The organism is Mycobacterium kansasii ATCC 12478 (genome assembly GCF_000157895.3).
GTDB classification, from domain to species: domain Bacteria; phylum Actinomycetota; class Actinomycetes; order Mycobacteriales; family Mycobacteriaceae; genus Mycobacterium; species Mycobacterium kansasii.
Genome location: NC_022663.1, coordinates 5,650,223 through 5,673,200, shown reverse-complemented (window position 1 = coordinate 5,673,200; position 22,978 = coordinate 5,650,223). Strand labels below are relative to the sequence as shown.

The following is a 22,978-nucleotide window of genomic DNA, read 5'->3' as shown; positions in this document are numbered from 1 at the left end:
CTAGCGGTCCTCGCTCCAGGTCCGGCAGCGGCCTGACAACACGATGTCCCACCGATAACCGGTCGCGTACTCGGGCTCGGTGAGACCATGGTCGTAGGTGGCGAGCAGCCGTTGGCGCGCAACGGGTTCCACGATCGACTGGAAGATCGGATCCAATGCCAGGAACGGATCACCCGGAAAGTACATCTGGGTGACCAAGCGTTGGGTGAACGCCGTCCCGAAGACCGAGAAGTGAATGTGCGCGGGTCGCCAGGCGTTGTGATGGTTGCGCCACGGATAGGGGCCGGGCTTGATGGTGACAAAGCGGTATGAGCCGTCGGGACCGGTGAGGCAGCGGCCGACGCCGGTGAAGTTGGGGTCCAGCGGGGCGGGATGCCGGTCGGCGTGGTGGCGATAGCGGCCGCCGGCGTTGGCTTGCCAGATCTCTACCAGCTGGCCCGCCACCGGTCTGCCGCCTCCGTCGAGGACCCGGCCGGCCACGATGCAGCGCTCCCCGATCGGTTCGCCGGGATGACCTGCCGTCAGGTCGGCATCGAGCGGCCCGACATCCCGCTCGCCGAAGCACGGGGCCCGGCGCTCGACCTCCTCGGGGTCGACGGACAGCAGGGCGCGTTCGGGATGGCGCAGCACACTGCTGCGATACGGCGGATAGTCGAGGCGGGGCTGGGTCTCTGCCCCGCCGGTGCACTCGTATTCGGCTGCGATGGCGTTGATTTCCGACGTGATGTCGGCTTGGGACGCGATGCGCTGCGGTGCGGCATTCACGAAGCGTGAGGCTACTCGCAATAGGCACCCCGGACCTATGCGGCTAGCGTTACCGCCATGCCGCGTGACTACGTCTATGACCAGGGCTTCTCGCAGGAACGGACCCGGTTGGCCGGCATCGAAAGCCTCTGGGACCCCGGGACGCAAGCCTTGTTGGACGACCTCGGTATCGGCCCCGGCTGGAGGTGCCTGGAAGTCGGCGCCGGCGGCGGCTCGCTGCTGCAGTGGATGAGCGGCCGCGGTGCCATGGTGGTGGCCGTCGACATCGATACCCGTTTCATCGAACCGCTGGCCGGCGACACGATCGACGTCCGCCGCCTCGACATCAGGACCGACGAGCTTCCCCGGGGTGAGTTCGACTTGGTGCATTCCCGGCTGGTGCTGGAACACCTGCCGGACCGCCGGCAGATCATCGACCGGCTGGCCGGGGCGCTACGGCCCGGCGGGTGGATGGTCATCGAGGACTATGACTGGACCGCCTTCGGCTTCGAGGGGTCTGGCGCAGAGCTCGACCGGGTAACCGAGGCGATCCTGTCCTTCATGCAGCGCTCCGGCTTCGAACCGCATTACGGCCGCCAGGTCGTCGCGGACCTGGCCGCCGCCGGGCTCACCGAGGTCCGCGGTGAGGGCCGCGCTCGGGTAATCGATTCCGCTACACCGGGTTTCGACTTCTTCAGGTTGTCCTTCGAGAGCCTGCGCGACGCCGTCGTCGATGCGGGGCTCATTTCCCCCGAGGACGCCGACGCGGCCGCGGCACGCTTCGGCGAGGACGTCCGCGTCTTCACCCCGATCATGATGGCCGGAATCGGCCGCCGGTAATCGGCCGGGTGCGGCTACAGGCTTCGGACCAGCGCGGCCCTGCCCTTGGTACGAAGCTTGTACAGGGCAGATCCACGGTATTGCTCCATGCGTGCGGCCATCTTCTCGCCCAGTTCCTCGAGTTCGGCATCCGTGATCTTCACCTCGGGAGGAGCAGGGATCATGTCGCGTTCCTCCTCGTCGGCGTGTGCTTCGAGGACGGTCTTGAAGGAGTTCCATTCGTCTTCGTAGCCGGGTTCGCTCTGGGGCGTGCGCAACAGTACCGAAAGTTGGTCGATCACCTGACGATGCTCGGCGTGAGCCACCGCGATCAGCTTGGTGGCCGCTGACAGCGCCGGGTAATAGAGGTCGTCCTCGATGCGGAAGTGAATGTCCAGCTCGATCAGCAACTCGTCGAACAGTGCATGGCGCTCTTCGCTGTTCACCGGCGCTTCGCTGATCTTGCGGCCGAGCCCCTTGATCACCACGTGGTGTTCTTTGAGCACTTCGTATGCGTTCACTTTGCAATCCCTTCCGACGCGGGGAGACCTTCATGGCCGTCGCCACGCACTTCCACCATTCCGTCGACCAGCCGGGCCTCATAACAGGGCAGCGGAGCCGCCGACGGCCCGCGCAACACCTCACCTGACTCCAGCGCGAACCGCGAGCCGTGCCATGGGCACACCAGCCGGCCCCGATCGATCCAGCCGTCGGCCATCGGCGCCGCCAGGTGCGGGCAGAACTCACCGAACGCCGACACCTCGCCCGGCTTGGTTTGGCACACCACCAGCCCCACTCCGTCCACCTCGACACGAACGGGCTTGCCGTTCAACGAACTCGCGGGCAAAACCGGTGTCCACTCTTTGGTGCGCAGCCGCCCGCCCGACTGGTCGATCCCGATGCCGGATTCGAACACCAGCGCCCCGCCGAGGTAGGCGCCGCTGACGGTGATGGCGTAGCCCAGCGCGCTGACTGCGATCCCGCGAAGGTGGTGGCCGCGGCGGCGGTCCACCCACGACATCACGTACAGGGCAGTCGCAGCCGTGTTCACCAAACCGTGCACCAGCCCCACCCGGCGGTCCTCTTCATGGGTGTGCTGCCAGTCGGCAATCCCGGTGACAGCCGAGCCGACGCTGGCCGCAATACCCAGCCCCAGTGCGCGGCTAGCAAACCGTGAGGCGTCCAGCACCTCCGAGGCAGGCCGGCCGGGCAGCAGGCTGAGGGCGTCCAAGGCCACCGTGGTGCCGAGCGCTCCACTGGCAAACGAGGTCAGCGGCGGATGCACCGGGTGGCCCAGCCAAATGCCGTTCAAGGCGTTGGTGACGCGGTCGCGTGCCCCGCCCAGCGCGTTGAAACCGAAGCTGATCAGGTGCTCCAGCCGATAGCTGGGCCGATCCAGCCACTCTTGGCGCCCAATTGCGGCCAGCACCCGCGATCCGAATTTATGCCGCTGCCGATCTCGAGGCCGCTCCACCATCACACCAGTCCTTCCCCATTGAGAGACTCAGACAGACTCAGCCGGACGGTGATGCGCATCAAGCGAACCCGCCCCCGCATGCACCAGCTACCAACGTATCCACGCGGCGCAGCTCCACAACGCTTTGACAAATGTGAAGTGGCTGTGAATCAGCCTCGGGCCTCCTGTGCGATCGCTGACGCCGTCGAAACAGATTGACCAACGCAACGTCCTAAGGGATTCTGGTAGCCAGAATAAATTTCTGTAATACAGAGCAGGCGAGAAGGGGGCTGGGATTGGCCGATCACGGTGCTGCCCTCGACGGCGTTACCGGCGCTGTGCGCCGGGGGATGATTCCCGCCCACATCTACAACGACAACGCGCTGTTCGACTTGGAGAAGGAGCGCCTGTTCGGCCGCGCGTGGATGTTCATGGCCCATGAATCGGAGATCCCGCATGAGGGCGACTACGTCGTACGCCGGGTGCTCGATGATTCGTTCGTCATCGCCCGCGACTCCGATGGCGCGGTGCGCGCGATGTTCAATATGTGCCTGCACCGCGGCATGCAGCTGTGCCGCGCGGAGATGGGTAATGCCTCCAATTTCCGCTGCCCCTACCACGGCTGGACATACCGCAACGATGGCCGGCTCACCGGACTGCCGTTCCATCGGGAGGCGTACGGCGGCGACGCGGGGTTTCCGAAGGACCAAACCCTGTTATCCGCACCGAATCTGGCCAGCTACAACGGTTTGATCTTCGTCAGCTTGGACGCGCGCGCCGAACCGCTCGAGGATTACCTCGGCGACTTCCGGTTCTATCTGGACTACTACACCAAGCAGAGCGCCGGTGGGCTGGAGGTGCGCGGTCCGCAGCGCTGGCGGATCAAAGCCAACTGGAAGATCGGTGCCGAGAATTTCGCCGGCGACATGTACCACACGCCACACACTCATGCTTCGATCGTCGAGATCGGGTTGTTCCGCGAGCCGAAAGCTCAAAAACGCAAGGACGGCGCCACCTACTGGGCCCACCGCGGGGGCGGAACCACCTACAAACTTCCACCCGGCAGCTTCGAGGAACGCATGCGCTATGTCGGCTACCCCGACGACATGATCGACCGGATGAAAGACGTCTGGACACCCCGGCAACAGCGGGTCATCGGGGAGGACGGCTTCATGTTCTCGGCCGCCACCTGCTTTCCCAACCTGAGTTTCGTGCACAACTGGCCCAAGCTGCCCGGCAGTGATTCCGAAAATGAAATGGTGCTGCCGTTCATCTCGATCCGGCAGTGGCAGCCGATCAGCGAGAGCGAAACCGAGGTGTGCTCCTGGTTCGCGGTGGACGCGGGCGCACCTGCGGACTTCAAGAAGCGGTCCTACCAGGCGTATCTGATGTGCTTCGGGTCGACCGGCATGTTCGAGCAGGACGACGTGGAGAACTGGGTCTCGCTGACCACCACCGCCGGCGGGACGATGGCACGTCGGCTGCTGCTGAACAGCCGGATGGGCCTGCTGTCCGACGACCGGCCCGTCGTCGAGGCGCTGCCGGCCGAGGCCTTTCACGGACCGGGACGCGCTCAGGTCGGCTACAACGAGTACAACCAGCGCGAGCTGCTCAAGCTCTGGGGCGCGTACCTGTCATGAGAAACTCCCTGCCGTTCAACGATATTCGCCATCTCCAGGCACACCGGTTCCTGGTGGACGAGGCCTATCTGCTGGACGCCCAGCGGTATGAGGAATGGCTGGACATCATGACCGACGACATTCGCTACGTCATGCCGGTGCGTGTCACGACCGCCCGTGGCGCCGGGTTCGACACGTCACCGGGGATGGCTCATTTCGACGAGGACAAGTACTCGCTCACCCAACGGGTGGCGCGTTTTGCCACCGAGCACGCCTGGACCGAGGATCCCCCGTCGCGACTGCGGCATTTCATCACCAACGTGCGCACCTTCGCCGGCGCAGACTCCGAGCATGTGATCGTCGAATCGGCCGAGTTGCTATTCCGCAGTCGCGGCGACGTCAACGAAAGCGCGTTGTTGTCCTGCGGTCGCAAGGATGTGCTGCGCTGGTGTGGGGATCCGGAAAACACCTGGAAGTTGGCCCGTCGCACCATTATTGCCGACGAGTCGGTGTTACGGATGCAGAATCTGGCGGTGTTCCTGTGAACCCCGTCGGTGAGCCCATCACTGTGGCAAACGAATTCACCGAGGTTGTGGTCCAGCGTGTCGACACGCGCAACGGCTCCCGACTGCTGATCACCGCGCCCAGAACCGGGCAGTCGATCAGTCTGGACGCGCTCGAAGTGGAGGCGCTCACCTGGCAGAACCCCCGTACGCTGGCGGCCATGGTCGGCAATGCCCGCGCTCCGTTGCTGCCCGACGAGCCGGAGGGACGCGATGACGGGCTGGCTTGAGGGCAAGCGCGCGCTCGTGGTGGGCGCCGGCTCGGGAATCGGCCGCGCCGTCGTCGACACGTTTCGTAGTGAAGGCGCGAAAGTCGCCGTGCTGGAACTCGATAGCGATAAGTGCGCGAGGTTGCGTCAGGAACTACCGGACGTGCCGGTGGTCGAGGGTGACGCCACCACCCGGGCGGCGAATGAGCGTGCGGTAACGACGGCCGTGGATGCGTTCGGCGGTCTCGACACTCTGGTCAACTGCGTCGGCGTCTTCGACTTCTACCGCGGTGTCAGCGATATCGACGCGGACATCCTTGCGGCGGCCTTCGACGAGATGTTTCGCACCAATGTGCTGAGCCAGCTGCAGTCGGTGAAGGCCGCGGTGTCGGCGTTGCAGGCCCAAACCGGGTCCTCGATTGTGCTGACCGAGTCTACGTCGTCGTTCCATCCCGGACGTGGCGGCGTGCTGTACGTGGCGTCAAAGTTCGCCGTGCGCGGGCTGGTTGCCTCGCTGGCACACGAATTGGCACCGGGCATTCGGGTCAACGGCGTGGCACCGGGCGGCACGCTGGACACCGACCTGCGCGGTCTTGCCAGCCTGGGCCTGGATGGTGTGCGCCTCGACTCCCCCAACAGGGCAAGCGATTTGGCCGCGCGAGTGCCGCTCAACGTCGCGCTCACCGGTCACGACCATGCGTGGAGTTTCGTGTTCCTGGCTTCCGACCGCTCCCGCGGCATCACCGGTGAAACCATCCACCCCGACGGCGGATTCGGCTTGCGGGATGGCCATGACGCTTGACCCGCAGCGCACTCTGCTGGCCCTGGGCTGCCGGGTGGCCGCGGCGCGCGGCCTGGCTGACGGCATCCTCGGCCATCTGAGTTTGCGAATCGACGACGATAGGTTGCTGATCCGGTGCCGCAGCGATACCGATACCGGGATGGCATTCACCATGCCCAACGACATCCGGCTTGTCCGATTAGACGGAACCGCTGGTGCTGCAGGGGAACTCGACGGATACCGGGTCCCCAACGAACTACCCATCCACGTCGAGACCATGCTGGCCAACCCGGCATATCGGGCAGTCGCGCACTTACACCCTCCGGCGGTCGTCGCCGCGGATCTGGCCGACATCACGCTGCGGCCGATCTACGGCGCCTACGACATTCCCGGCGCGCGGCTCGCGCGCGGCGGCGTGCCCGTCTACGAAAGCGCCGTCCTGATCCGCTCCGCACAGCTGGGCAAGGAGATGGTGGCCGCCATGCGCGGTCAGCCGGTGGTGATCTGCCGCGGGCACGGAATCACCAGCGCGGCCGCCAGTGTCGAGCAGGCCGTGCTGCAGGCGATCAGCCTCGACGCGCTGGCCCGAATGTCGTTGCAGGTCAGTGCTGCCGGCGGAACGCTGCGCGACATCGCCGATGCCGACTGGGATGACTTGCCGGACTTGGGATCTGGATTCAACGTCGAGGCGGCCTGGCGACATGAGGTCGCCCGGTTGGGTGTTCAACCAAGCTGATCGCCAATCTCCTTGGCTGCTTGGGCAAGTACTGCGGCGAACGAGGAGTACTGGGTCTTGTCCAGCCGATGGTGTGGAGCAGCGGCGTTGAGCGCAATCCGCAAACCCGGTGCCTTGGTGGGAATCGGTACCGCAACCGACGCCACGCCTTCTTCGCTTTCTTCCCGGTTGACGGCATAACCCCGATCGCGGATGCGGGAAAGTTCGGACTCCAACTCCGTGCGGCTGCCGATCGAATGGGCGGTGACGCGCTTCAGTTCGTCATTCGGAAGTAATTGCCGCAGTTCAGCTTCGGGCAGCTGGGCCAGCAGCGCCTTGCCCGTCGAGGTGCAGTGCGCGGGCAGCGTGCGGCCCAGCCGGGACGCCACCCTGACGGCGGCCGGGCCCTCGACGGCCGCGACGAATCGGACATCGGCGCCGTCCAGCATGCCGACGTGGATCGTTTCCCGCAGGCGTTCGCTGAGATCGCGCATGATGGGCATGGCGGCTCCCTGGATATCGATGCGGCTGAATATCGAGAACGCTACGCTGGTCAACGCCGGACCGGGTAGATACGCCTTGGACACCGGGTCTTGGCGCACGAAGCCCCGATACGTCAGCATCGCCAGCAGCCGGTGCGCGGTGGATGACGCCACACCCAGATACCGGGTCGCCTCACTCAGCCGGATCTCGGGGCGTTCGCCGAGCAGCAACAGCAGCTTCAGCGCGTTGTCGACAGATTCGATCGGGTATTGCGGCACAAGCGAATCGGCGGCCGGCATGCCCGTCGTGCGCTGCCTTTTCGTCGGCATGACAGTGACGGTATCAGCGCACCGTCACACAATCGTCCCGGGCAAGCCGTTGCTGCCGGGCACACCCAAGTTGCCGGTGAACCCGGAGTTGCCGCCCGGACCACCGGCAGCGCCACCGGTGCCGCCTTGCCCGCCCAGCGCCAGATTGCCGCCTTGGCCTACGGTGCCCCCCGTCGACGCATTTCCACCGTTGCCGCCGTTACCGCCGGCGCCGCCCTGACCGCCGTTGCCACCGGTGCCGCCGGCGCCCGTACCACCGTTGGCGCCGGCCCAACCGATCACGCCGCCGGCTCCCCCGCTGCCGCCGCTCGATCCGCCGGCCCCTCCCGCGCCCCCGGTGCCGCCGTTGCCGCCGAGAGCACCGTTGTTGCCGGTTCCGCCGAATGTGGCCGCCGTGCTGGTGGTGGTGCCTGCCCCGCCGAAACCACCATCGCCACCGGCACCGCCGATGCCGCCGATCCCGCCGAAACCACCTGCGCCGCCGGTGCCGCCGGCGCCGCCGATGCCGATGAACCCGGCGGCGCCGCCGTTGCCGCCGACGCCTCCGCTGCCACCCGTGCCGCCGGTGCCACCGACGCCGCCGGCGCCGCCGAGACCGCCGTTGCCGCCGGTCGCCGTGCCCGTGCCGTTGTTGAGGCCCTGGCCGCCGGCGCCGCCGTCACCGCCGGCAAAGCCGGCTGCGCCGATTCCACCGGTACCACCGGTCCCTCCGGCGCCTCCGGCACCGCCGTTGCCGATGAACATCCCGCCATGTCCGCCGTTGCCGCCCATGCCGCCGGCACCGCCGTTGCCGCCGTTTGCGCCCAATGCCACGCTCGCGGCACCGCCGTTTCCGCCGGCGCCGCCCTGTGCGACACCATTGCCCGCGGTTTGACCCAGGCCGCCCATCCCGCCGGCACCACCGTCACCACCGCTGGCACTGCCGGTGTTGCCACTGCCCCCGGCCCCGCCGGTGGCATTGACCGCACCGGTGATCGAGCCGTTGTTCGTGACCGTGGCGTCCCCACCGGCCCCACCCGCGCCACCGTTCCCGCCGGCACCGGCGGTGCCGCCATTACCGCCGCCGCCGGCGGTCATGTCGATGACGCCTGTGATCGAGCCGGTATTGGTGTTCGTCACCGATGTGGCGCCGCCGGTACCGCCGGTGCCGCCGGTCTGGCCGGCGCCGCCGGGGTCGCCGGGACCGCCGTTCATGCCGTTGAAAATGACGTGAGCACCAATGGTGCCGGCATTCGTGAGCGAAGCAGGTAGGGGGCTGGAACCGGGTCCGGCCGTCCCGCTGGGCGGTGGGTTGACCCCATTCGCTCCGGTCAGGCCGGTGCCGCCCTGCCCGCCGTTACCGCCGGAACCGAACCAGTTGGCGTTGCCCCCGTTGCCGCCCTGTCCGGGCAGGCCGCCCAGGATGCCCGCGACAGCGGCACCGCCTTGCCCGCCGTGCCCACCGTCGCCGAACCAGGTGCCGCCGGCGCCACCGTTACCGCCGGCCGCCCCGGCCCCGCCGAGCCCTCCGTTACCGCCGTTGCCGATCAACATCGGGCCGGCACCGCCGTTGCCGCCGGGCGCACCCTCCCCGCCGGCACCGCCAACCCCGCCGCTGCCAAACCAGCTGGCCGCACCGCCGACTCCGCCGGCTCCACCGCCGCCGGTGAGATCACCGGCACCACCGTGTCCACCGAAGCCGCCGTTGCCGAACACGCCGCCAACCCCGCCGGCACCACCGACCCCGCCGGTAGTGCCCGCCGCTCGGGCACCACCGAAACCGCCGGTTCCCCCGCTGCCGATGAGCCCGGTAGCCCCGCCGACACCGCCGACACCGCCTACTCCACCAGCGGCTGCCGCTCCGCCAGCCCCACCGGTGCCACCGTTGCCCAGCAACCATCCGCCGGCCCCACCGGCGCCACCGGCGGCGCCGTTCCCGGCGACCGCATCCCCGCCCTTCCCGCCGATCCCGCCGTTGCCGAGCAACCCCGCGGCTCCGCCAGCACCGCCGACCTGACCCGGCGCGCCGGAACCGCCGTTACCGCCGTTGCCGAGCAAGAGCCCGCCCGGCCCACCGGGAGCGCCGGTGCCGTCGGCGCCGTTGGTGCCATTGCCGATCAGTGGGCGCCCGAGCAGCGCCTGGGTGGGCGCATTGATCAACCCCAGCAACTGTCCCAAGGGTGACGTGCTGGCCGCCTCGGTGGCCGCATACGCGCCGGCACCCGCAGTCAACCCCGCCACGAACTGCTGATGGAACGCCGACATCTGGGCACTGAGGGCCTGATAGCCCTGTGCGTGCGATCCGAACACGGCGGCTATCGCTGCCGACACCTCATCCTCGGCCGCCGCGACTATCGCCGTCGTCGGTAACGCTGCAGCCGCATTGGCGGCCGTGAGCGCAGAGCCGATACCCGCCAGGTCCGACGCCGTTGTCGCTATCCATTCCGGCGCCGCCACAACAAACGACATGTGCAACCTCCCGACAAGACAACGCAACAGTTGCCAGGGACCATCGAGGGACCATCGAGGAACCATCGAGCACTCTGCAGCAACAGATCTTATCCCCGCAGCGAACACCTCGAGGGCTTTTGAGGCAAGGCGAGTCGCGGTTTGCAGTGCCACCAGATACTGTGGTCAACGTCCGTCGGAGGGCCGCACGATGAGCGCCGGCCGGCGCACCGGTACTGCCGAAACCAGCAAACATACCCGGCGTGCGTGGCTGCCGCTGGAAGGTGCCCGGATCGCAACCCACCCCGCCACAGACGGCGGCGCTCTCAGTGCCGAGGCGACCCACTGTCGTCGCGTACCCGCCGGACCAGGCAATTCGACTGGGAGACAGGACCTATCGCAGACACTCAGCTTCGCCAAGCGATCGGCGACGTTCGGCAGGCCGCGGCACGCACCTCGCGGGCGAGCGCCACACAGCGTCGCTACTCGGCGTAAAGGAGTTATCCACAGTCGGAAGTTCATCCACAGTGAGGCCGCGGACCCGAGAAATCGTCGCACCTCAACGACATAATCGAAAGCATGTTCGAGACCCGCGGTGCATCGTCTGCGGATTTGGACCAGCTCACGCCGGAGCAATTGGTCACCGCAATCGAGAGCGCCTACCGGCAGGAGTCGGCCCTGACCGCGCGACGCCTCGCCTGCGTGGCGGCGCTGCTGCGCCGCCGAAGCGGCGCCGAACGCCGCGACCCGGATTTGGCCTACGCGACCATCGACGGGGCCGAGCAGACCTGCGCCGAGGTAGCGGCGGCGTTGAATGTTTCTTCGGCGGCTGCCGCATACCAGGTGCACTGCGCGGAGATGCTCGATACCCGGCTACGTCGGATCGGAGCGCTGTTGGCCGACGGCAGAATCGATTGGCGCACAGCGCAATTGACCATCAGCCGCACTGATCTGGTCAATGACGACAAGCTGATCGCCAGGCTCGACGAGTCGCTTGCGGCACGAATCAGCAAGTGGCAAGGGTGGTCGCGCCAGCGCATCGTCAACGCCATCGACCGGCAGGTGCTGGCGATCGATCCCGACGCCGCCCGGGAGCGCCGACGCCGTGCCGACGACGAACGCGAGATCGGTATCACGCCTCATCCCGACGGCATGGCCGAGCTGTGGGGCATCGTGACCGGCGCAGACGCCACCGCCTTCGACCGCAGATTGTCGCAGTTGGCAACGGCCGTGTGCCGCAACGACCCCCGTACCCTTGCGCAGCGTCGCGCCGACGCGCTCGGAGCGCTGGCCGCCGGTGGACCCCTGGCCTGTCGATGCGGATCGAGCAACTGCCCGGCCCGGCCCGGTGGCGCAGTCGCACCAACCGGCGCGCAGGTGCTCGTCAACGTCGTGGCCACTGCCGACACGCTTTCGGGCAAGAGCCAACAACCCGGATACGTCGAGGGCTACGGCGTCATCGACGCCGACCTGGTCCGCGAACTTACGGCCTCGGCGACCCGTCACCTCATCGTGGACCTACCCTCCGAAGCCGGCGCTTTGACGTATCACCCATCGGCCGCGCTTGACCGCGCGGTCCGCTGCCGAGATCTGACCTGCCGATTTCCCGGATGCAGCCGACCGGCGCGGGTCTGCGATATCGATCACACCATCCCCTTCAACCACACCGACCCAGGCGCCGGTGGCCGGACGGTACTTGCCAATCTCAAGTGTTTGTGCCGAAAACACCACCGGCTGAAGACATTTCACGGCGGCATCACCGGATGGCGGGACGAGCAACTGCCCGACGGTGTCGTGATCTGGACATCGCCGACCGGCAAGACATATCGAACGGTACCCGCGGGTGCCGAGTTGTTCTCGAATCCCGCGCCACGCCGATCTCGGACCCGGGCCGACGAACGCGCCGCGCGGATCGCTCGAGCACGAAACCGCAATCACGTTCAACGCCGCGCCAACACCGCCGAACAAGAGTTGCGGCAGGCACGGAAAGCAGAGATCGAAGCACGCAAGTTTCGAAACCACATGCGCGACATGCTGTTTCTGTTCAAGGGCGACCGGAGCACCAGTCCGTTTTGCACCTGGGTGAATGATCCCCGCGAATCCGAGGAACTCCCACCGGACTGGCGACCACCGCCGGCACCCCCCGTGCCTGACGATCCACCATTTTGACGAGCAATAACCCGAACCTGGCGGTACCCTCATCCGGCTATGGCAGCTATGACTGAGACGGCCCAGGGCAAGCTCATCATTCTCAACGGTGGATCCAGCGCGGGAAAGACGTCACTCGCTATGGCGTTCCAAGACTTGGCCGCCGAATGCTGGATGCACCTGGGTATCGACCTGTTCTGGTTTGCACTGCCTCCCGCGCAACTGGACCTCGATCGAGTGCGGCCCGAGTACTACACGTGGGACAGCCTGGTCGAAGACGACGGTCTGGACTGGTTCACCGTGCATCCTGGTCCGCTCTTGGATCAGGCGATGCATGCCCGCTACCACGCCATCCGGGCCTACCTGGACAACGGCATGAACGTGATCGCCGACGAGGTGATCTGGAAGCGGGAGTGGCTGGTGGACGCCCTCCGGATTTTCGAGGGCTGCAGAGTCTGGATGGTGGGAGTCCACGTCTCCGACGAAGAGGGTGCTCGCCGGGAGCAAGAACGCGGCAACCGCTACCCCGGCTGGAACCGGGGCAGCGCCCGCGCCGCACATGCCGATGCCGAGTACGACTTCGAACTGGACACCACGGCCACCCCGGTCCAGGTACTGGCCCGAGATCTGCACGAGCGCTACCGGGCGTGCCGCGAGCCCACCGCCTTCACCCGGCTACATAAACGCTTTCTGTCCTGAGCACGACGCGTTAAAGTTTTTGTGTCACTTGATCTTTCGCCCAGCGGTAATCGGCCTTGCCCGACGGCGAACGTTGCACCCGACTGCAGAAGACAATGTCCTTCGGAAGCTTGTAGCGCGCGATGTGGCGCGCGGCCTCGGCGATGATGCTGTCCGGGTCGGCATGCCGGCCCGGCGCCAACTGGACGATCGCGACGACTTCGCTTCCCCACCGGACACTGGGACGACCAGTCACCACGACGTCGTATACAGCGGGGTGCTCGGCAATCGCGGCCTCGACCTCCTCGGCAAAGATCTTCTCCCCGCCGGAGTTGATGGTGACCGAATCGCGGCCGAGCAGCTCGATTCCCCCATCGGCGTCCCAGCGGGCCCGGTCGCCGGGAACCGAATGGCGAATCCCTTCGATGACGGGAAACGTTCGCGCCGTCTTCTCGGGGTCGCCGAGGTATCCGAGCGGAATCAGACCCTGCTGGGCCAGCCAGCCGATTTCGTCGTCTCCGGGCGACAGGATCCGGGTCATGTCGTCGCTGACCACCACCGCGCCCGGGTTCGGAGCGAACCGGCCGGAAGCCCCCTGCAGGCGAGTGGACACCTGGCCCATCTGTGACCCCGACTCCGAGGACCCGCCCGCGTCCAGGATTGCCAGTTGCGGCAGCAATTCCACGAAGCGCTGCTTGATCGGCGCACTGAGCGCCGCACCGCCGGTGACCAGAATCAGTAGCCCGGACAAGTCGTAATCACCGGACTCGAGTTCGTCGATCAACGGCCGGCCGAACGCGTCGCCGACAATTGACAGCGACACCACCTGTTCCCGGCTGGCCAGCGCCCACACTTCGGCAGGATCGAAGTGGGTGGTCGTCGGCGCCATGACAAACGTCCGTCCGCCGCACAGGTTGATGAATGCCGCCCACTGTGCGGCGCCGTGCATGAGCGGCGCCGCCGTCATCGAGCCCGGCCCGTCCGGCCGTGACCGCTCGACGATCTCCTCCAGGCTGGTGGCCATCTCGCCGGTGCCGAAAGCCCGTCCGCCCATTGCGTTCATGTAGATGTCGTGCTGACGCCACAGCACCGCCTTGGGCATTCCGGTGGTGCCACCGGTGTAGAGCACATAAAGGTCGTCGGGCGACGGGGTCACGTCGAGCGGCTCGTCGGACATCGAGGCCAGCAGTTCCTCGTAGTGCACCGCCCCCGGCAACGGATCGTTTCCCGAATGGTCGTCGACATGGATCAGGCGCGGGCGGCGGTCGTATCTCTCCAAGGCCTCAGCCAGCGTCGGGCCGAATCGTGCGTGGTACATGACGGCGTCGGCGGTGGCATTGCCGAGCAGATACACCAGTTCGTCGGCAACATAGCGGTAGTTGACGTTGAACGGGGCGACCCGGGCTTTGTAAGCCCCGATCATCGCCTCGAGGAACTCGTTACAGTTCGCCATGTACAAACCGAGGTGGCTTTGTCCCGATTCGTAGGGTGCCAACTCGGAACGTTCCCGACGAACGCCGAGCCCCCACCGGTGTAGGGCGCGGGCGAAACGGCGGGCGCGTTCGTCGGTCTGCGCGTACGTGAACCGCCGGTCACCGAACACGATGCAGTCGCGATCCGGGTTGGCCGCCGCCACCGCCGAGAACACCTGAGCGATGTTGTATTCCACTAACGGCCTCCTGGCAATGTGACGGCCGAATATACGCCATCGGGGGGCCGCACTCGTGGGGCAGATGTGACGGCAAATACGGCGCTCCCGGTCACAAGCCTCGTTACACGGCGCGGCGCGCATGCGTCAGGCATCCTTTAGCAATGGATGTGGAAGCGCTGCTGCACTCGATCCCGCCGCTGGCCATCTACCTGGTGGTGGGCGGCGTGGTCGGAGTCGAGAGTCTGGGCATTCCCCTTCCCGGGGAGATCGTGTTGGTCAGCGCGGCGCTGATGTCGTCACATCACGATCTGGCCGTCAACCCCGTCGGTGTTGGCGTTGCCGCCGTAATCGGCGCGGTAGTTGGTGACTCGATCGGTTACTCGATCGGCCGCCGATTCGGCATGCCGCTGTTCGACCGGCTTGGCCGGCGGTTTCCGAGGCACTTCGGCCCCGGACATGTCGCGCTCGCCGAGCGGCTGTTCAACCGCTGGGGCGTTCGCGCGGTGTTCTTCGGTCGCTTCATCGCGCTGCTGCGGATCTTGGCCGGGCCGCTCGCCGGCGCCTTGAAAATGCACTACCCACGATTTCTGGCCGCCAATGTGTCGGGTGCCATCTGTTGGGCGGGTGGCACCACCGCGCTGGTCTACTACGCCGGGATGGCGGCCGAACGCTGGATGCAGCGCTTCTCCTGGGTCGCGCTGGTCGTCGCCATCGTGGTCGGGATCATCGCGGCAATCCTGCTGCGCGAGCGCACGTCGCGGGCCATCGCCGAACTCGAGCAGGAGCACTATCGCAAGGCGGACACGGCGGCCTGATCAACACCACGCCCGACAGGCCACGTCGGTCGGCGAGCTGGCGCTAGGCGACGAGCCGGTACCCCGGCACGGGTGCCGGGCGACCGGCAGACACGCCGGCGGCAACCGCGGGCAACCGCTCCCCACTGGGTATTGCGCGTGAGCGGCGGCGCAGCAATCCATCGCGCTTGCCGCGGAATTCGGCACGCAGCTTCGACAGCGTCAGTTGATTATTCTCGCCATCGAAGAAGAACCGCATCATGCGAAGCCGGAAATAGACCAGCGCGAGTACGGACATCGCGACAAGTGCGACGTTACTTCTGACACTGTGCAATTTCGTCGTCCTGATGTAGCGAGTGATGTACCAGTAGGCATCGCGCACCGTGCATTCCGCCCGGCGGCAGGACAAACCGCCCACCAGTCCGGGATCGTATCCGACCTCGAAACCATTCTTGAATAACGTGATCGCCAGATCGATGTCCTCGTGCAGCCGGTCTTCGGGATCCAGCTGGGTGAGGTGCCGAATCGCCCGCCACGCGGACGCGCGGATGGCCATATTCGCTCCGTAAAGAAACCGCTGATCCTTGCCGATGCGATGCAGTGTCCGGCGGACCATACGCTCAAAAACGAGACCGAGCGCGGGAAACGGCATGTCATAGTAGAAGACCGGCCCCGAGACCGCGTCGAGGTCCGGGTCCTGAAAGCAGGACCGAACCGTCTCGACCCAGTCATGGGGAGGAATGGCGTCGGCGTCGATCCGGGCGATCACGTCACTGCGCGTATTGTCAAACCCACAATTGCGAGTCGGAATAACGCCCTGATGTTCGGTTTGATGGAGCAGGCGTATGTCGATTTGCGGATTCTCTTCTTGATACCGTCGTACGATCGATGCGGTGCCGTCGGCCGATCTATTGTCAACCACAATGATCTCATCCGGCGGCGATGTCTGACGAATGGATGCCGCCAGGCACTTGGCAATAAAGCGTTCTTCGTTATAGGCGGGGATAACGATTGCCACCGTAGGAGACGATCCCGCAGCTGACCGAGATTCCAGTCCGACGCCCACAATAGCCATGTGGTTTCCTCATTCTTCGCTTACCGAGCGCCGGCGCATCGTTAGCCAGGCGGGGGTCTTCGCGCGTGAGTCGGCACCCGCATGCTCTCGCCCGCATACCCGTCGCTGTCGTGTCCGGTGCGCAACTCAGTCGCTTCGCACTTACTATAAGTAAGTACAACTATTTGTCAATGCAATGATTGCTTTAGGCAATCGTTTGCCAGGCCGACATCCGGCGAACGCTAACCGGCCGCTTCGGATTGCGGACGATGCCGTTCGATGAGAACGCGGGCCATCTTCTGCGCACGGTGCGCCGCCTCGGCGTCCCCGACGGCCGCCATGATGATGGCGCCCTTCATGAGGATGTGCCACGACCAGGCGAAATCCTCCACGTCGAGGAGGCCGGCTACCACCGCACGTTCCCGCACCATGTCACGCACATGATCGATATGGGCGACGCAAGCCTGCCCGACGGGATGATCACGCCCCAATTCGAGCAGCACATTGATAAACGAGCAGCCTTCATATCCGTCGCGACTTTGGAACCAATCGTGCAGGACGTCGAAGATCGCCAGCAATTGTTCCTCGGGGGTGTTGCCCAGCTCGCGCGAGTGTGCGTCGATCAGACCGTACGTCCAGAGTTCTTCGCGCCGCTGCAGCACCGCCAGCACCAGGTCGTTCTTGGTCGCGAAATGCCGGTACAGCGTGGCCCTGGCCACACTCGCCCGCTCGATCACCTCGTCGGTGCCTACTGCCCGGATACCGCGCCGGCTGAACAGTTCGTAGGCGGCCCCCAGGATGCGCTCACGGGCCGGTGCAGCCGGCGTGGCGAACTCCGGTACGGCCATAGCAAACCCTAACCATACTCTCAGACCCCAGATGTAGACAGACCGACCTGTCTCGTTATACAAATGAGACCTAACGACGAAGTCTGTCTTCAGACGCGCAGGACGGGCATCCATCGCGGCGCTGCGGCGCCAGTCGATTAGGAGTGCGCCATGAGCGTGGTTACAGCAGAACCGATCACCCCACACCTGATGCTCAGCACGCGGCTTGTCAGCGAGTTGGGCGACCCGCGGAGCACCTTGCGGGCGACCACCGACCGCAACGGAGCGGCGGTGTTGATACACGCGGGCGGCGAGGTCGATGCCTGCAACGAGCACACCTGGCGCCAGCTGATCACCGAGACAGCCACCAGCGTCCCCGGGTCGGGGTTGTTCGTCGTCGACGTCACCGGCCTGGATTTCATGGGCTGTTGCGCCTACACGGTGTTGGCCGAAGAGGCCGATCGGTGTCGTCGCCGCGGCGCCGAGCTACGCCTAGTGACCCCGCAATCGACCGTCGCCCGAATCGTGGCGGCCTGCGGGTTCAGCGACCTATTGCCCGTGTACCCGACGGTGGCGTCCGCTCTGCGGCCAAGCTGGTAGTCCAAGCAGCTCCGGACGTCACGCGCGTCGTGGCTGGATTGCCGAGCTGCGTGAGCGGGGCTCCCCGCGTTCACCCCGCGGCGCCCTGGCCGACGGCTTGGACCGCCGCGTGCTCGTGCAGCGCCCTCTCGGCTTCCTCGTGCACGGGCTGCAGGTCGAACACCACCTCGCGGATGGTGCCGGTGAACGGGTACGGCGCCTTTCCCTCGTAGGCGCGGTCGACGACCAGGCCGTTGTCGCAGCCGATGTCCATCCCGGCATACGAGGAGAACGCCAACGGCACGGTTTGCGGCATGTCGCCTTCGCCGATCAGCTCGTCGTCGGCCCACAACGTGACGCGGCCGCCGGATCCGGGGACGGGCTGGGTGGACTCGAAGAGCATCTTGACCGTCACGTCGCCGGTGGGGATCGGCTTGGTGGAGACCTGCCGGTAGGTTTCAACGCCGAGCATGGAGTAGGTGTGGTGCAGCAGCCGCTGCTCGTCGACCCAGAGACCGAACCCGCCGATGAAGTCGGCGTTGGCCACGACGACGCCCTCGGCACCACTGTCGGGCACGTGTAGGCGGGCCTCGATGGCGTAGGACCGGCCGTAGATACGCGGGATCATGCCGCGCTGAATGTTGTGCACGTCGCCCTTGAACGAGAACCGCGTGACGGTGGGCATCGGCGGCAGCTGGCCGAACACCACTGCCAGGCCGCCCAGCAGCGGCAACACCCGGTTGCGTTCGGCTTCTTGCCACCACAGCCGGGTGAGTTCGGCAACCTTGTCGGGATGCTGCGCGGCCACGTTGCGGGCCTGCGAGAAGTCGTCGGGCAGGTAGTACAGCTCCCAGACGTCGTTGTCGGGGTCGTAGCTTCCGGGCGCGAAGCGTTGCAGGGTTTGCGGGGAGAAGTCCCATGGCGCCTTGTCCAGGCGGGTGCACGCCCACCAGCCGTCCTGATATATCGCCCGGCTGCCGAACATCTCGAAGTACTGCACTCTGTGGCGCTCGTCGGCGGCGGCGTCGTCGAAGGTGTGCAGGAAGCTGGTGCCGTCCATCGGTTCCTGGTCGATGCCGTCGACGCTGGTCGGCTCGGGCAGGCCGACCGCCTCCAGCACCGTCGGCGTGATGTCGATGCAGTGAGTGAACTGGTCGCGAATTCGCTTGTCCGGCGTGATCCGGCCGGGCCAGGCAACCACCATCGGATCCCGTGCCCCGCCGAGATGGCTGGCCATCTGCTTGCCCCATTGGAACGGTGTGTTGTTGGCGTGCGCCCAGGCCGAGGCAAAGTGCGGGGCGGTGTGCTCGTCGCCGAGCGCTTCGATTCCGCCGTACTGTTCGATCAGCTGCAGCTGGTGGTCGGCATCGAGGACGATGCCGTTCAGAAATGTCATCTCGTTGAACGACCCGGTGATGGTGCCCTCCATGCTGGCGCCGTTGTCGCCCCAGATGTAGAAGACCAGGGTGTTGTCCAACTCGCCCAGGTCTTCGACCGCATCGAGCAGCCGTCCCACGTTCCAGTCGGCATTCTCGGAGAAGCCGGCGAACACCTCCATCTGGCGGGCGTAGAGCTTTTTCTGGCTGTCCGACAAGCTGTCCCAGGCAGGGAAAAGGCTTGGCCGCTCGGTCAATTCGGTGTCCGGCGGCACGATGCCGAGCTTTATCTGCCGCTCCAGCGTCTGCTGGCGGTAGACGTCCCAGCCGTCGTCGAACACACCCTGGTATTTGTCGGCCCACGCCTTGGCGACGTGATGAGGGGCATGGGTGGCCCCGGTGGAGTAATACATCATCCAGGGTTTATCGGTGTCTTGGGCCCGCACGGCGTGCAGCCACTCGACGGCCTTGTCGGTGAGGTCGTCGGGGAAGTAATAGGGCTTGCCGTCCCCGCCTGCCGACCCCTGCGGTACTCCGAGCACCGAGTTGTCCTGGGTGATGATCGGGTCGTACTGGCCGGCAGCCCCGGACAGAAAGCCCCAGTAGTGGTCGAATCCCCAACCCAGCGGCCAATTGTCGAACGGGCCCGCGGCGCCTTGGACACTGTCGGGAGTCAGATGCCACTTGCCGAAACCGCCGGTGGCATAGCCGTTGTCACGCAATATCCGCGGCAGCGCCGCACAGCTGCGCGGCTTGACCGACGAGTAGCCCGGGAACGGACCCGGATACTCCGCGATCGATCCGAATCCGACGCGGTGGTGGTTGCGTCCGGTCAACAGCGCCGCCCTGGTCGGGGAGCACACGGCGGTGACATGGAATCTGTTGTAGGTCAAGCCATTCTGTGCGACACGGGTCAACGTTGGGGTGCGGATCGCGCCGCCGAAGGTGTCCGGACCGCCGAATCCCGCGTCGTCGATCAGCACGATCAGAACGTTGGGCGCGCCCTCCGGCGCCTTCGGTCCCGGAACGATCGTCCAGTCGCCCACCGACTCTCCCATCGTGCGGCCCATCACGCCACCGAATTTGCGGTCCGGTAGCGGCAGCCGGGTGCGGTCGGGGTTGAACTTGCCCATCGCCTCGGTCAACGCCGATTCCAGCCCGTGAAGAGTCGACTTGTCCAGTTCGGCAACCGATTTCATCGGCGACGAATCCAGCGCCTGTTCGACGGCGAGCCGGCTGCCTTCAGGCAACACGGCGATCACGACTGCCGTGCCGGCCGACAATGCCCGGCCGATCTTGTCGCCGAGACCGGTCTTGAGGCGGTGGTCGGCGAATGTGCCCGCCAAGGCACCGGCTGCGGCACCGACCGCTGCCGACGCCAGCAACGCCGGGGCGAACAGCCCGACCGCCAGACCCACCCCCACACCCCAGGCCGCCCCCCGGCGGCCGAGGCGGTTACCGGTGTCGATCAGCACGGGTTTACCGTCGGTGTCCTTGCCGACCAGCACGGCGCCGGTCAACGCCAGCGTCCGGTTACTCACCCTTTCGGTCAGGGTGTCGAAATCGCCGTGCGCGGCGGCCAGGTCCGGGTAGCCGGCCACCAGCACCAGCGCATGATCGTCGCTCATCGAAGTCCCTTTCTGCAGGTGTTGAGCTTCGGCTCCCCGCCGCCGTAGCAGCAATCGTGGTGACCCGCGGAACCGATCGGTAGGGACCAACGTCCCCGAATCGCCGCGCGGCCACCAACGGCCGACCGGGGACCCGGGAACTTCAGGAAGGGGACTTCAGCCTCTTCTGCCAACGGGTGCACCGGTGGTGCGATCCATGGATGAGCGACTCACGCTTGGGAGGTTGAGATGACCGAGATGACCGGCGGCGAGCTCTTCGCCCGTTCGCTTCAGGCCGAGGGGATCGAGTTCCTCTTCGGGCTGCCGTCCCCGGAGATCGATCCGCTTTTCGCGCAATTGAAGGCCCACGGTATCCGGCTGGTGCCGGTGCGCCACGAAGCGGCCGGGGTGCACATGGCCGAGGGACTGTACAAGACGACGGGAAAGGTCGCGGCTGTGCTGGGCAATCCCGGCCCCGGCTCGGCGAACCTGCTGCCGGGAGTGGTCACCGCACTGCACGAAGGTGTTCCGGTGCTGGCCATCACCTCCCAGCACCGGCTCGGGATCGTCTATCCCTCACCGCCGTCGACCTTCCAGGGCCAAGATCAACTCGACCTTTTCCGGCCCGCGGTCAAATGGGGCGGCCCGATCTTCGAATGGGCACGCATACCCGAGGTGCTACGGCTGGCGTTCCGCGAGATGCACAACGGACGGCCGGGTCCGGTCCACGTCGAGCTGCCGGCACCGATTCTGTATGAGACCGGCGATCCGCGGACGGCGCCGGTGTGGCCGCCCACCAGCTACCGGGTCGGGCCGCCGCAGCCGTCGGACCGCCAGCTCGACGAGGCCGCAGCGCTGCTGGCGGCCGCCCGGCGCCCGGTGGTGATCGCGGGCCAAGGCGTCGACCGTGCCGACGCACGCGGTGGTCTGCTGGATATCGCCGCGCTGCTCGGCTGCCCCGCCATCGGCTCGATGGCCGGGCGCGCGTGCGTCCCGGCCGATCATCCCAACTACGTGTTCGGATTCGGCCCGGCCGGCGACCTCGCGCGCAGCGAGGCCGACGTGTTGCTGGTGGCCGGCTCCCGGATGGGAAACCTCGACGTCCCCTACGACAGCTACTGGGGTGACCCGGCGGGTAAGCGGCTGATCCAGATCGACATCGACCCAAGGCATTTCGGCGTCACCCGGCCGCTGCACCTGGGCATCCTGGCCGACGCACGAGTCGCCCTCGACGGCATTGCCGCGCGGCTGCGTGCGTCGGACCTCGGCCCCCGCGACGGCGCCGACCTGGCCCGCTACCGCCGGCTCGACGAGCAGGTTCGGATGCAACTTGCTACCCCGATACTCGAATGGCAGGGCCCGGGCATCCACCCTGCACACGCGGCCGGTGTGATCGGCGCCGCGTTCGGTCCGGATGCGGTGTACACCGTCGACGGTGGCAACACGTCGCTGTGGGCCTACAACGTACTGCCCCCGACGCGGCCGCGGTCCTATCACTCGATCCTCGAGCTCGGGATGCTCGGCACCGGGATACCGTCGGCGATCGGCGCCAAACTGGGCGCGCCCGAACGCGAGGTGGTATGCGTCACCGGCGATGGGGCCGCCGGATTCAACGTCATGGAGTTGCAGACCGCCGCCCGTGAGGGCATCGACGTCACCGTCGTGGTATTCGCCGAGGGCTCATGGACGATGGAGGAGCTGAACGAACTTCAGTTGTACGGCACGACATTCGGCACCGCGCAGGGCGAGATCCGGTGGGACATCGTCGCGCAGGGACTCGGCTGCCACGGTGAGTACGTGGAGCGGATCGACGACCTCGACGGCGCCCTGCGGCGTTCTCGCGAGCACGGCGGCCCGAGCCTGGTGTGTGTGCGGACCGATCACGCCGCGAACCTCGCCATCCCGGCCGAGATGACAGCCCGGTTCTTCGAGGTCTACTCCGGCCCCGCCAAACCCGCTGTTGTCTAAGGAGCGGCGACGATAGTGCGTCGGTAGTGCGTTCGTCCCGCGCATGCTCGCACAGGGCGGCCGACCGATGGGGATCAACATCACCTCTGAGGCGGCGTTGATCCCGATCGACCGATGGCGCCGCGCCGCGCTTCGAAGGTCGGCGTCGTTG

Annotated in this window: 20 protein-coding genes; 11 read left to right on the top strand and 9 right to left on the bottom strand. The window is 66.5% G+C overall.

From position 1 onward, the window contains the following. Complete coding sequence (gene pcaH, locus MKAN_RS24650) at positions 1-765, bottom strand: protocatechuate 3,4-dioxygenase subunit beta (RefSeq protein WP_023372789.1); 765 nt, start codon at positions 763-765, stop codon at positions 1-3. Between the two features lie 57 nt (positions 766-822). Between pcaH and MKAN_RS24645 the strand changes: the two genes are divergently transcribed. Continuing rightward, positions 823-1,584 (top strand): class I SAM-dependent methyltransferase, encoded by a 762-nt coding sequence (locus tag MKAN_RS24645; RefSeq protein WP_023372787.1) that lies wholly within the window; start codon positions 823-825, stop codon positions 1,582-1,584. A 14-nt stretch (positions 1,585-1,598) separates the two neighbouring features. On the opposite strand, the gene MKAN_RS24640 is transcribed toward MKAN_RS24645, so the two are convergent. Both MKAN_RS24640 and MKAN_RS24635 read right to left on the bottom strand, forming a co-directional pair. After that, complete coding sequence (locus MKAN_RS24640) at positions 1,599-2,084, bottom strand: hemerythrin domain-containing protein (protein WP_023372785.1); 486 nt, start codon at positions 2,082-2,084, stop codon at positions 1,599-1,601. Further along, positions 2,081-3,040 (bottom strand): Rieske (2Fe-2S) protein, encoded by a 960-nt coding sequence (locus MKAN_RS24635; RefSeq protein ID WP_023372783.1) that lies wholly within the window; start codon positions 3,038-3,040, stop codon positions 2,081-2,083. The genes MKAN_RS24640 and MKAN_RS24635 overlap by 4 nt, the downstream gene beginning before the upstream one ends. Before the next feature lie 329 nt (positions 3,041-3,369). On the opposite strand from MKAN_RS24635, the gene MKAN_RS24630 reads away from it, so the two are divergent. Genes MKAN_RS24630 through phtC form a run of 5 tightly spaced genes read left to right on the top strand, consistent with a single transcriptional unit; the run spans position 3,370 to position 6,927 of the window. Beyond that, entirely contained in the window at positions 3,370-4,659 is a 1,290-nt protein-coding gene (locus tag MKAN_RS24630) for a Rieske 2Fe-2S domain-containing protein (protein WP_036448671.1), read from the top strand. Continuing rightward, positions 4,656-5,183, top strand: a complete 528-nt coding sequence (locus tag MKAN_RS24625; RefSeq protein WP_023372778.1) for a 3-phenylpropionate/cinnamic acid dioxygenase subunit beta — start codon at positions 4,656-4,658, stop codon at positions 5,181-5,183. The genes MKAN_RS24630 and MKAN_RS24625 overlap by 4 nt, the downstream gene beginning before the upstream one ends. Then, complete coding sequence (locus MKAN_RS24620; protein ID WP_023372776.1) at positions 5,180-5,431, top strand: hypothetical protein; 252 nt, start codon at positions 5,180-5,182, stop codon at positions 5,429-5,431. The genes MKAN_RS24625 and MKAN_RS24620 overlap by 4 nt, the downstream gene beginning before the upstream one ends. After that, entirely contained in the window at positions 5,415-6,212 is a 798-nt protein-coding gene (hcaB, locus tag MKAN_RS24615) for a 3-(cis-5,6-dihydroxycyclohexa-1,3-dien-1-yl)propanoate dehydrogenase (protein ID WP_023372774.1), read from the top strand. The genes MKAN_RS24620 and hcaB overlap by 17 nt, the downstream gene beginning before the upstream one ends. Continuing rightward, positions 6,196-6,927 (top strand): 3,4-dihydroxyphthalate decarboxylase, encoded by a 732-nt coding sequence (gene phtC / locus MKAN_RS24610; RefSeq protein WP_023372772.1) that lies wholly within the window; start codon positions 6,196-6,198, stop codon positions 6,925-6,927. Before hcaB ends, phtC begins: the two co-directional genes overlap by 17 nt. Here the strand turns inward: phtC and MKAN_RS24605 are convergent. Together MKAN_RS24605 and MKAN_RS24600 are read right to left on the bottom strand one after the other, a co-directional pair. Continuing rightward, positions 6,915-7,718: an IclR family transcriptional regulator gene (locus MKAN_RS24605; RefSeq protein ID WP_036391406.1), complete on the bottom strand. Its 804-nt coding sequence runs from the start codon at positions 7,716-7,718 to the stop codon at positions 6,915-6,917. The genes phtC and MKAN_RS24605 overlap by 13 nt on opposite strands. 24 nt (positions 7,719-7,742) lie before the next feature. Further along, positions 7,743-10,166 (bottom strand): PE family protein, encoded by a 2,424-nt coding sequence (locus tag MKAN_RS24600; RefSeq protein ID WP_023372768.1) that lies wholly within the window; start codon positions 10,164-10,166, stop codon positions 7,743-7,745. Positions 10,167-10,724: 558 nt separating this feature from the next. Here MKAN_RS24600 and MKAN_RS24595 point away from each other — a divergent pair. After that, positions 10,725-12,314, top strand: a complete 1,590-nt coding sequence (locus tag MKAN_RS24595) for an HNH endonuclease signature motif containing protein (protein ID WP_023372766.1) — start codon at positions 10,725-10,727, stop codon at positions 12,312-12,314. 39 nt (positions 12,315-12,353) lie between these two features. Continuing rightward, the gene (locus MKAN_RS24590) at positions 12,354-12,992 is read left to right on the top strand and encodes a phosphotransferase-like protein (protein ID WP_172836655.1); all 639 of its coding nucleotides are present in this window, start codon (positions 12,354-12,356) and stop codon (positions 12,990-12,992) included. A 10-nt stretch (positions 12,993-13,002) separates the two neighbouring features. On the opposite strand, the gene MKAN_RS24585 is transcribed toward MKAN_RS24590, so the two are convergent. After that, a complete protein-coding gene (locus MKAN_RS24585; RefSeq protein ID WP_023372762.1) occupies positions 13,003-14,640 on the bottom strand; it encodes an acyl-CoA synthetase in 1,638 nt (545 codons plus the stop codon). A gap of 143 nt (positions 14,641-14,783) precedes the next feature. Here MKAN_RS24585 and MKAN_RS24580 point away from each other — a divergent pair, with 143 nt between their 5' ends. After that, complete coding sequence (locus tag MKAN_RS24580) at positions 14,784-15,437, top strand: DedA family protein (protein WP_023372760.1); 654 nt, start codon at positions 14,784-14,786, stop codon at positions 15,435-15,437. A 43-nt stretch (positions 15,438-15,480) separates the two neighbouring features. Here MKAN_RS24580 and MKAN_RS24575 read toward each other — a convergent pair whose 3' ends face one another. Both MKAN_RS24575 and MKAN_RS24570 read right to left on the bottom strand, forming a co-directional pair. After that, the gene (locus tag MKAN_RS24575) at positions 15,481-16,434 is read right to left on the bottom strand and encodes a glycosyltransferase family 2 protein (RefSeq protein ID WP_051404554.1); all 954 of its coding nucleotides are present in this window, start codon (positions 16,432-16,434) and stop codon (positions 15,481-15,483) included. Positions 16,435-16,712: 278 nt separating this feature from the next. Continuing rightward, on the bottom strand, positions 16,713-17,318 hold the full coding sequence (locus MKAN_RS24570) for a TetR/AcrR family transcriptional regulator (protein ID WP_023372756.1): 606 nt from the start codon (positions 17,316-17,318) through the stop codon (positions 16,713-16,715). Between the two features lie 150 nt (positions 17,319-17,468). On the opposite strand from MKAN_RS24570, the gene MKAN_RS24565 reads away from it, so the two are divergent. Further along, complete coding sequence (locus MKAN_RS24565) at positions 17,469-17,897, top strand: anti-sigma factor antagonist (RefSeq protein WP_023372754.1); 429 nt, start codon at positions 17,469-17,471, stop codon at positions 17,895-17,897. A 70-nt stretch (positions 17,898-17,967) separates the two neighbouring features. Here the strand turns inward: MKAN_RS24565 and MKAN_RS24560 are convergent, their stop codons facing one another. Next, positions 17,968-20,880, bottom strand: coding sequence for an arylsulfatase (locus MKAN_RS24560; protein WP_023372752.1), 2,913 nt, complete (start codon positions 20,878-20,880; stop codon positions 17,968-17,970). A 228-nt stretch (positions 20,881-21,108) separates the two neighbouring features. Between MKAN_RS24560 and MKAN_RS24555 the strand changes: the two genes are divergently transcribed. Then, positions 21,109-22,827, top strand: coding sequence for a thiamine pyrophosphate-binding protein (locus MKAN_RS24555; protein WP_023372750.1), 1,719 nt, complete (start codon positions 21,109-21,111; stop codon positions 22,825-22,827). Positions 22,828-22,978: the final 151 nt, after the last annotated feature.

What these genes read in the sequence shown, in the direction of transcription:
- MKAN_RS24560 (WP_023372752.1), bottom strand. Translation starts at nt 20,880, where the DNA reads ATGAGCGACGATCATGCGCTGGTGCTGGTGGCCGGCTACCCGGACCTG.
- MKAN_RS24555 (WP_023372750.1), top strand. Translation starts at nt 21,109, where the DNA reads ATGACCGAGATGACCGGCGGCGAGCTCTTCGCCCGTTCGCTTCAGGCC.
- hcaB (WP_023372774.1), top strand. Translation starts at nt 5,415, where the DNA reads ATGACGGGCTGGCTTGAGGGCAAGCGCGCGCTCGTGGTGGGCGCCGGC.
- MKAN_RS24625 (WP_023372778.1), top strand. Translation starts at nt 4,656, where the DNA reads ATGAGAAACTCCCTGCCGTTCAACGATATTCGCCATCTCCAGGCACAC.
- MKAN_RS24580 (WP_023372760.1), top strand. Translation starts at nt 14,784, where the DNA reads ATGGATGTGGAAGCGCTGCTGCACTCGATCCCGCCGCTGGCCATCTAC.
- MKAN_RS24565 (WP_023372754.1), top strand. Translation starts at nt 17,469, where the DNA reads ATGAGCGTGGTTACAGCAGAACCGATCACCCCACACCTGATGCTCAGC.
- MKAN_RS24595 (WP_023372766.1), top strand. Translation starts at nt 10,725, where the DNA reads ATGTTCGAGACCCGCGGTGCATCGTCTGCGGATTTGGACCAGCTCACG.
- MKAN_RS24570 (WP_023372756.1), bottom strand. Translation starts at nt 17,318, where the DNA reads ATGGCCGTACCGGAGTTCGCCACGCCGGCTGCACCGGCCCGTGAGCGC.
- MKAN_RS24630 (WP_036448671.1), top strand. Translation starts at nt 3,370, where the DNA reads ATGATTCCCGCCCACATCTACAACGACAACGCGCTGTTCGACTTGGAG.
- MKAN_RS24600 (WP_023372768.1), bottom strand. Translation starts at nt 10,166, where the DNA reads ATGTCGTTTGTTGTGGCGGCGCCGGAATGGATAGCGACAACGGCGTCG.
- phtC (WP_023372772.1), top strand. Translation starts at nt 6,196, where the DNA reads ATGGCCATGACGCTTGACCCGCAGCGCACTCTGCTGGCCCTGGGCTGC.
- MKAN_RS24645 (WP_023372787.1), top strand. Translation starts at nt 823, where the DNA reads ATGCCGCGTGACTACGTCTATGACCAGGGCTTCTCGCAGGAACGGACC.
- MKAN_RS24590 (WP_172836655.1), top strand. Translation starts at nt 12,354, where the DNA reads ATGGCAGCTATGACTGAGACGGCCCAGGGCAAGCTCATCATTCTCAAC.
- MKAN_RS24635 (WP_023372783.1), bottom strand. Translation starts at nt 3,040, where the DNA reads ATGGTGGAGCGGCCTCGAGATCGGCAGCGGCATAAATTCGGATCGCGG.
- MKAN_RS24605 (WP_036391406.1), bottom strand. Translation starts at nt 7,718, where the DNA reads ATGCCGACGAAAAGGCAGCGCACGACGGGCATGCCGGCCGCCGATTCG.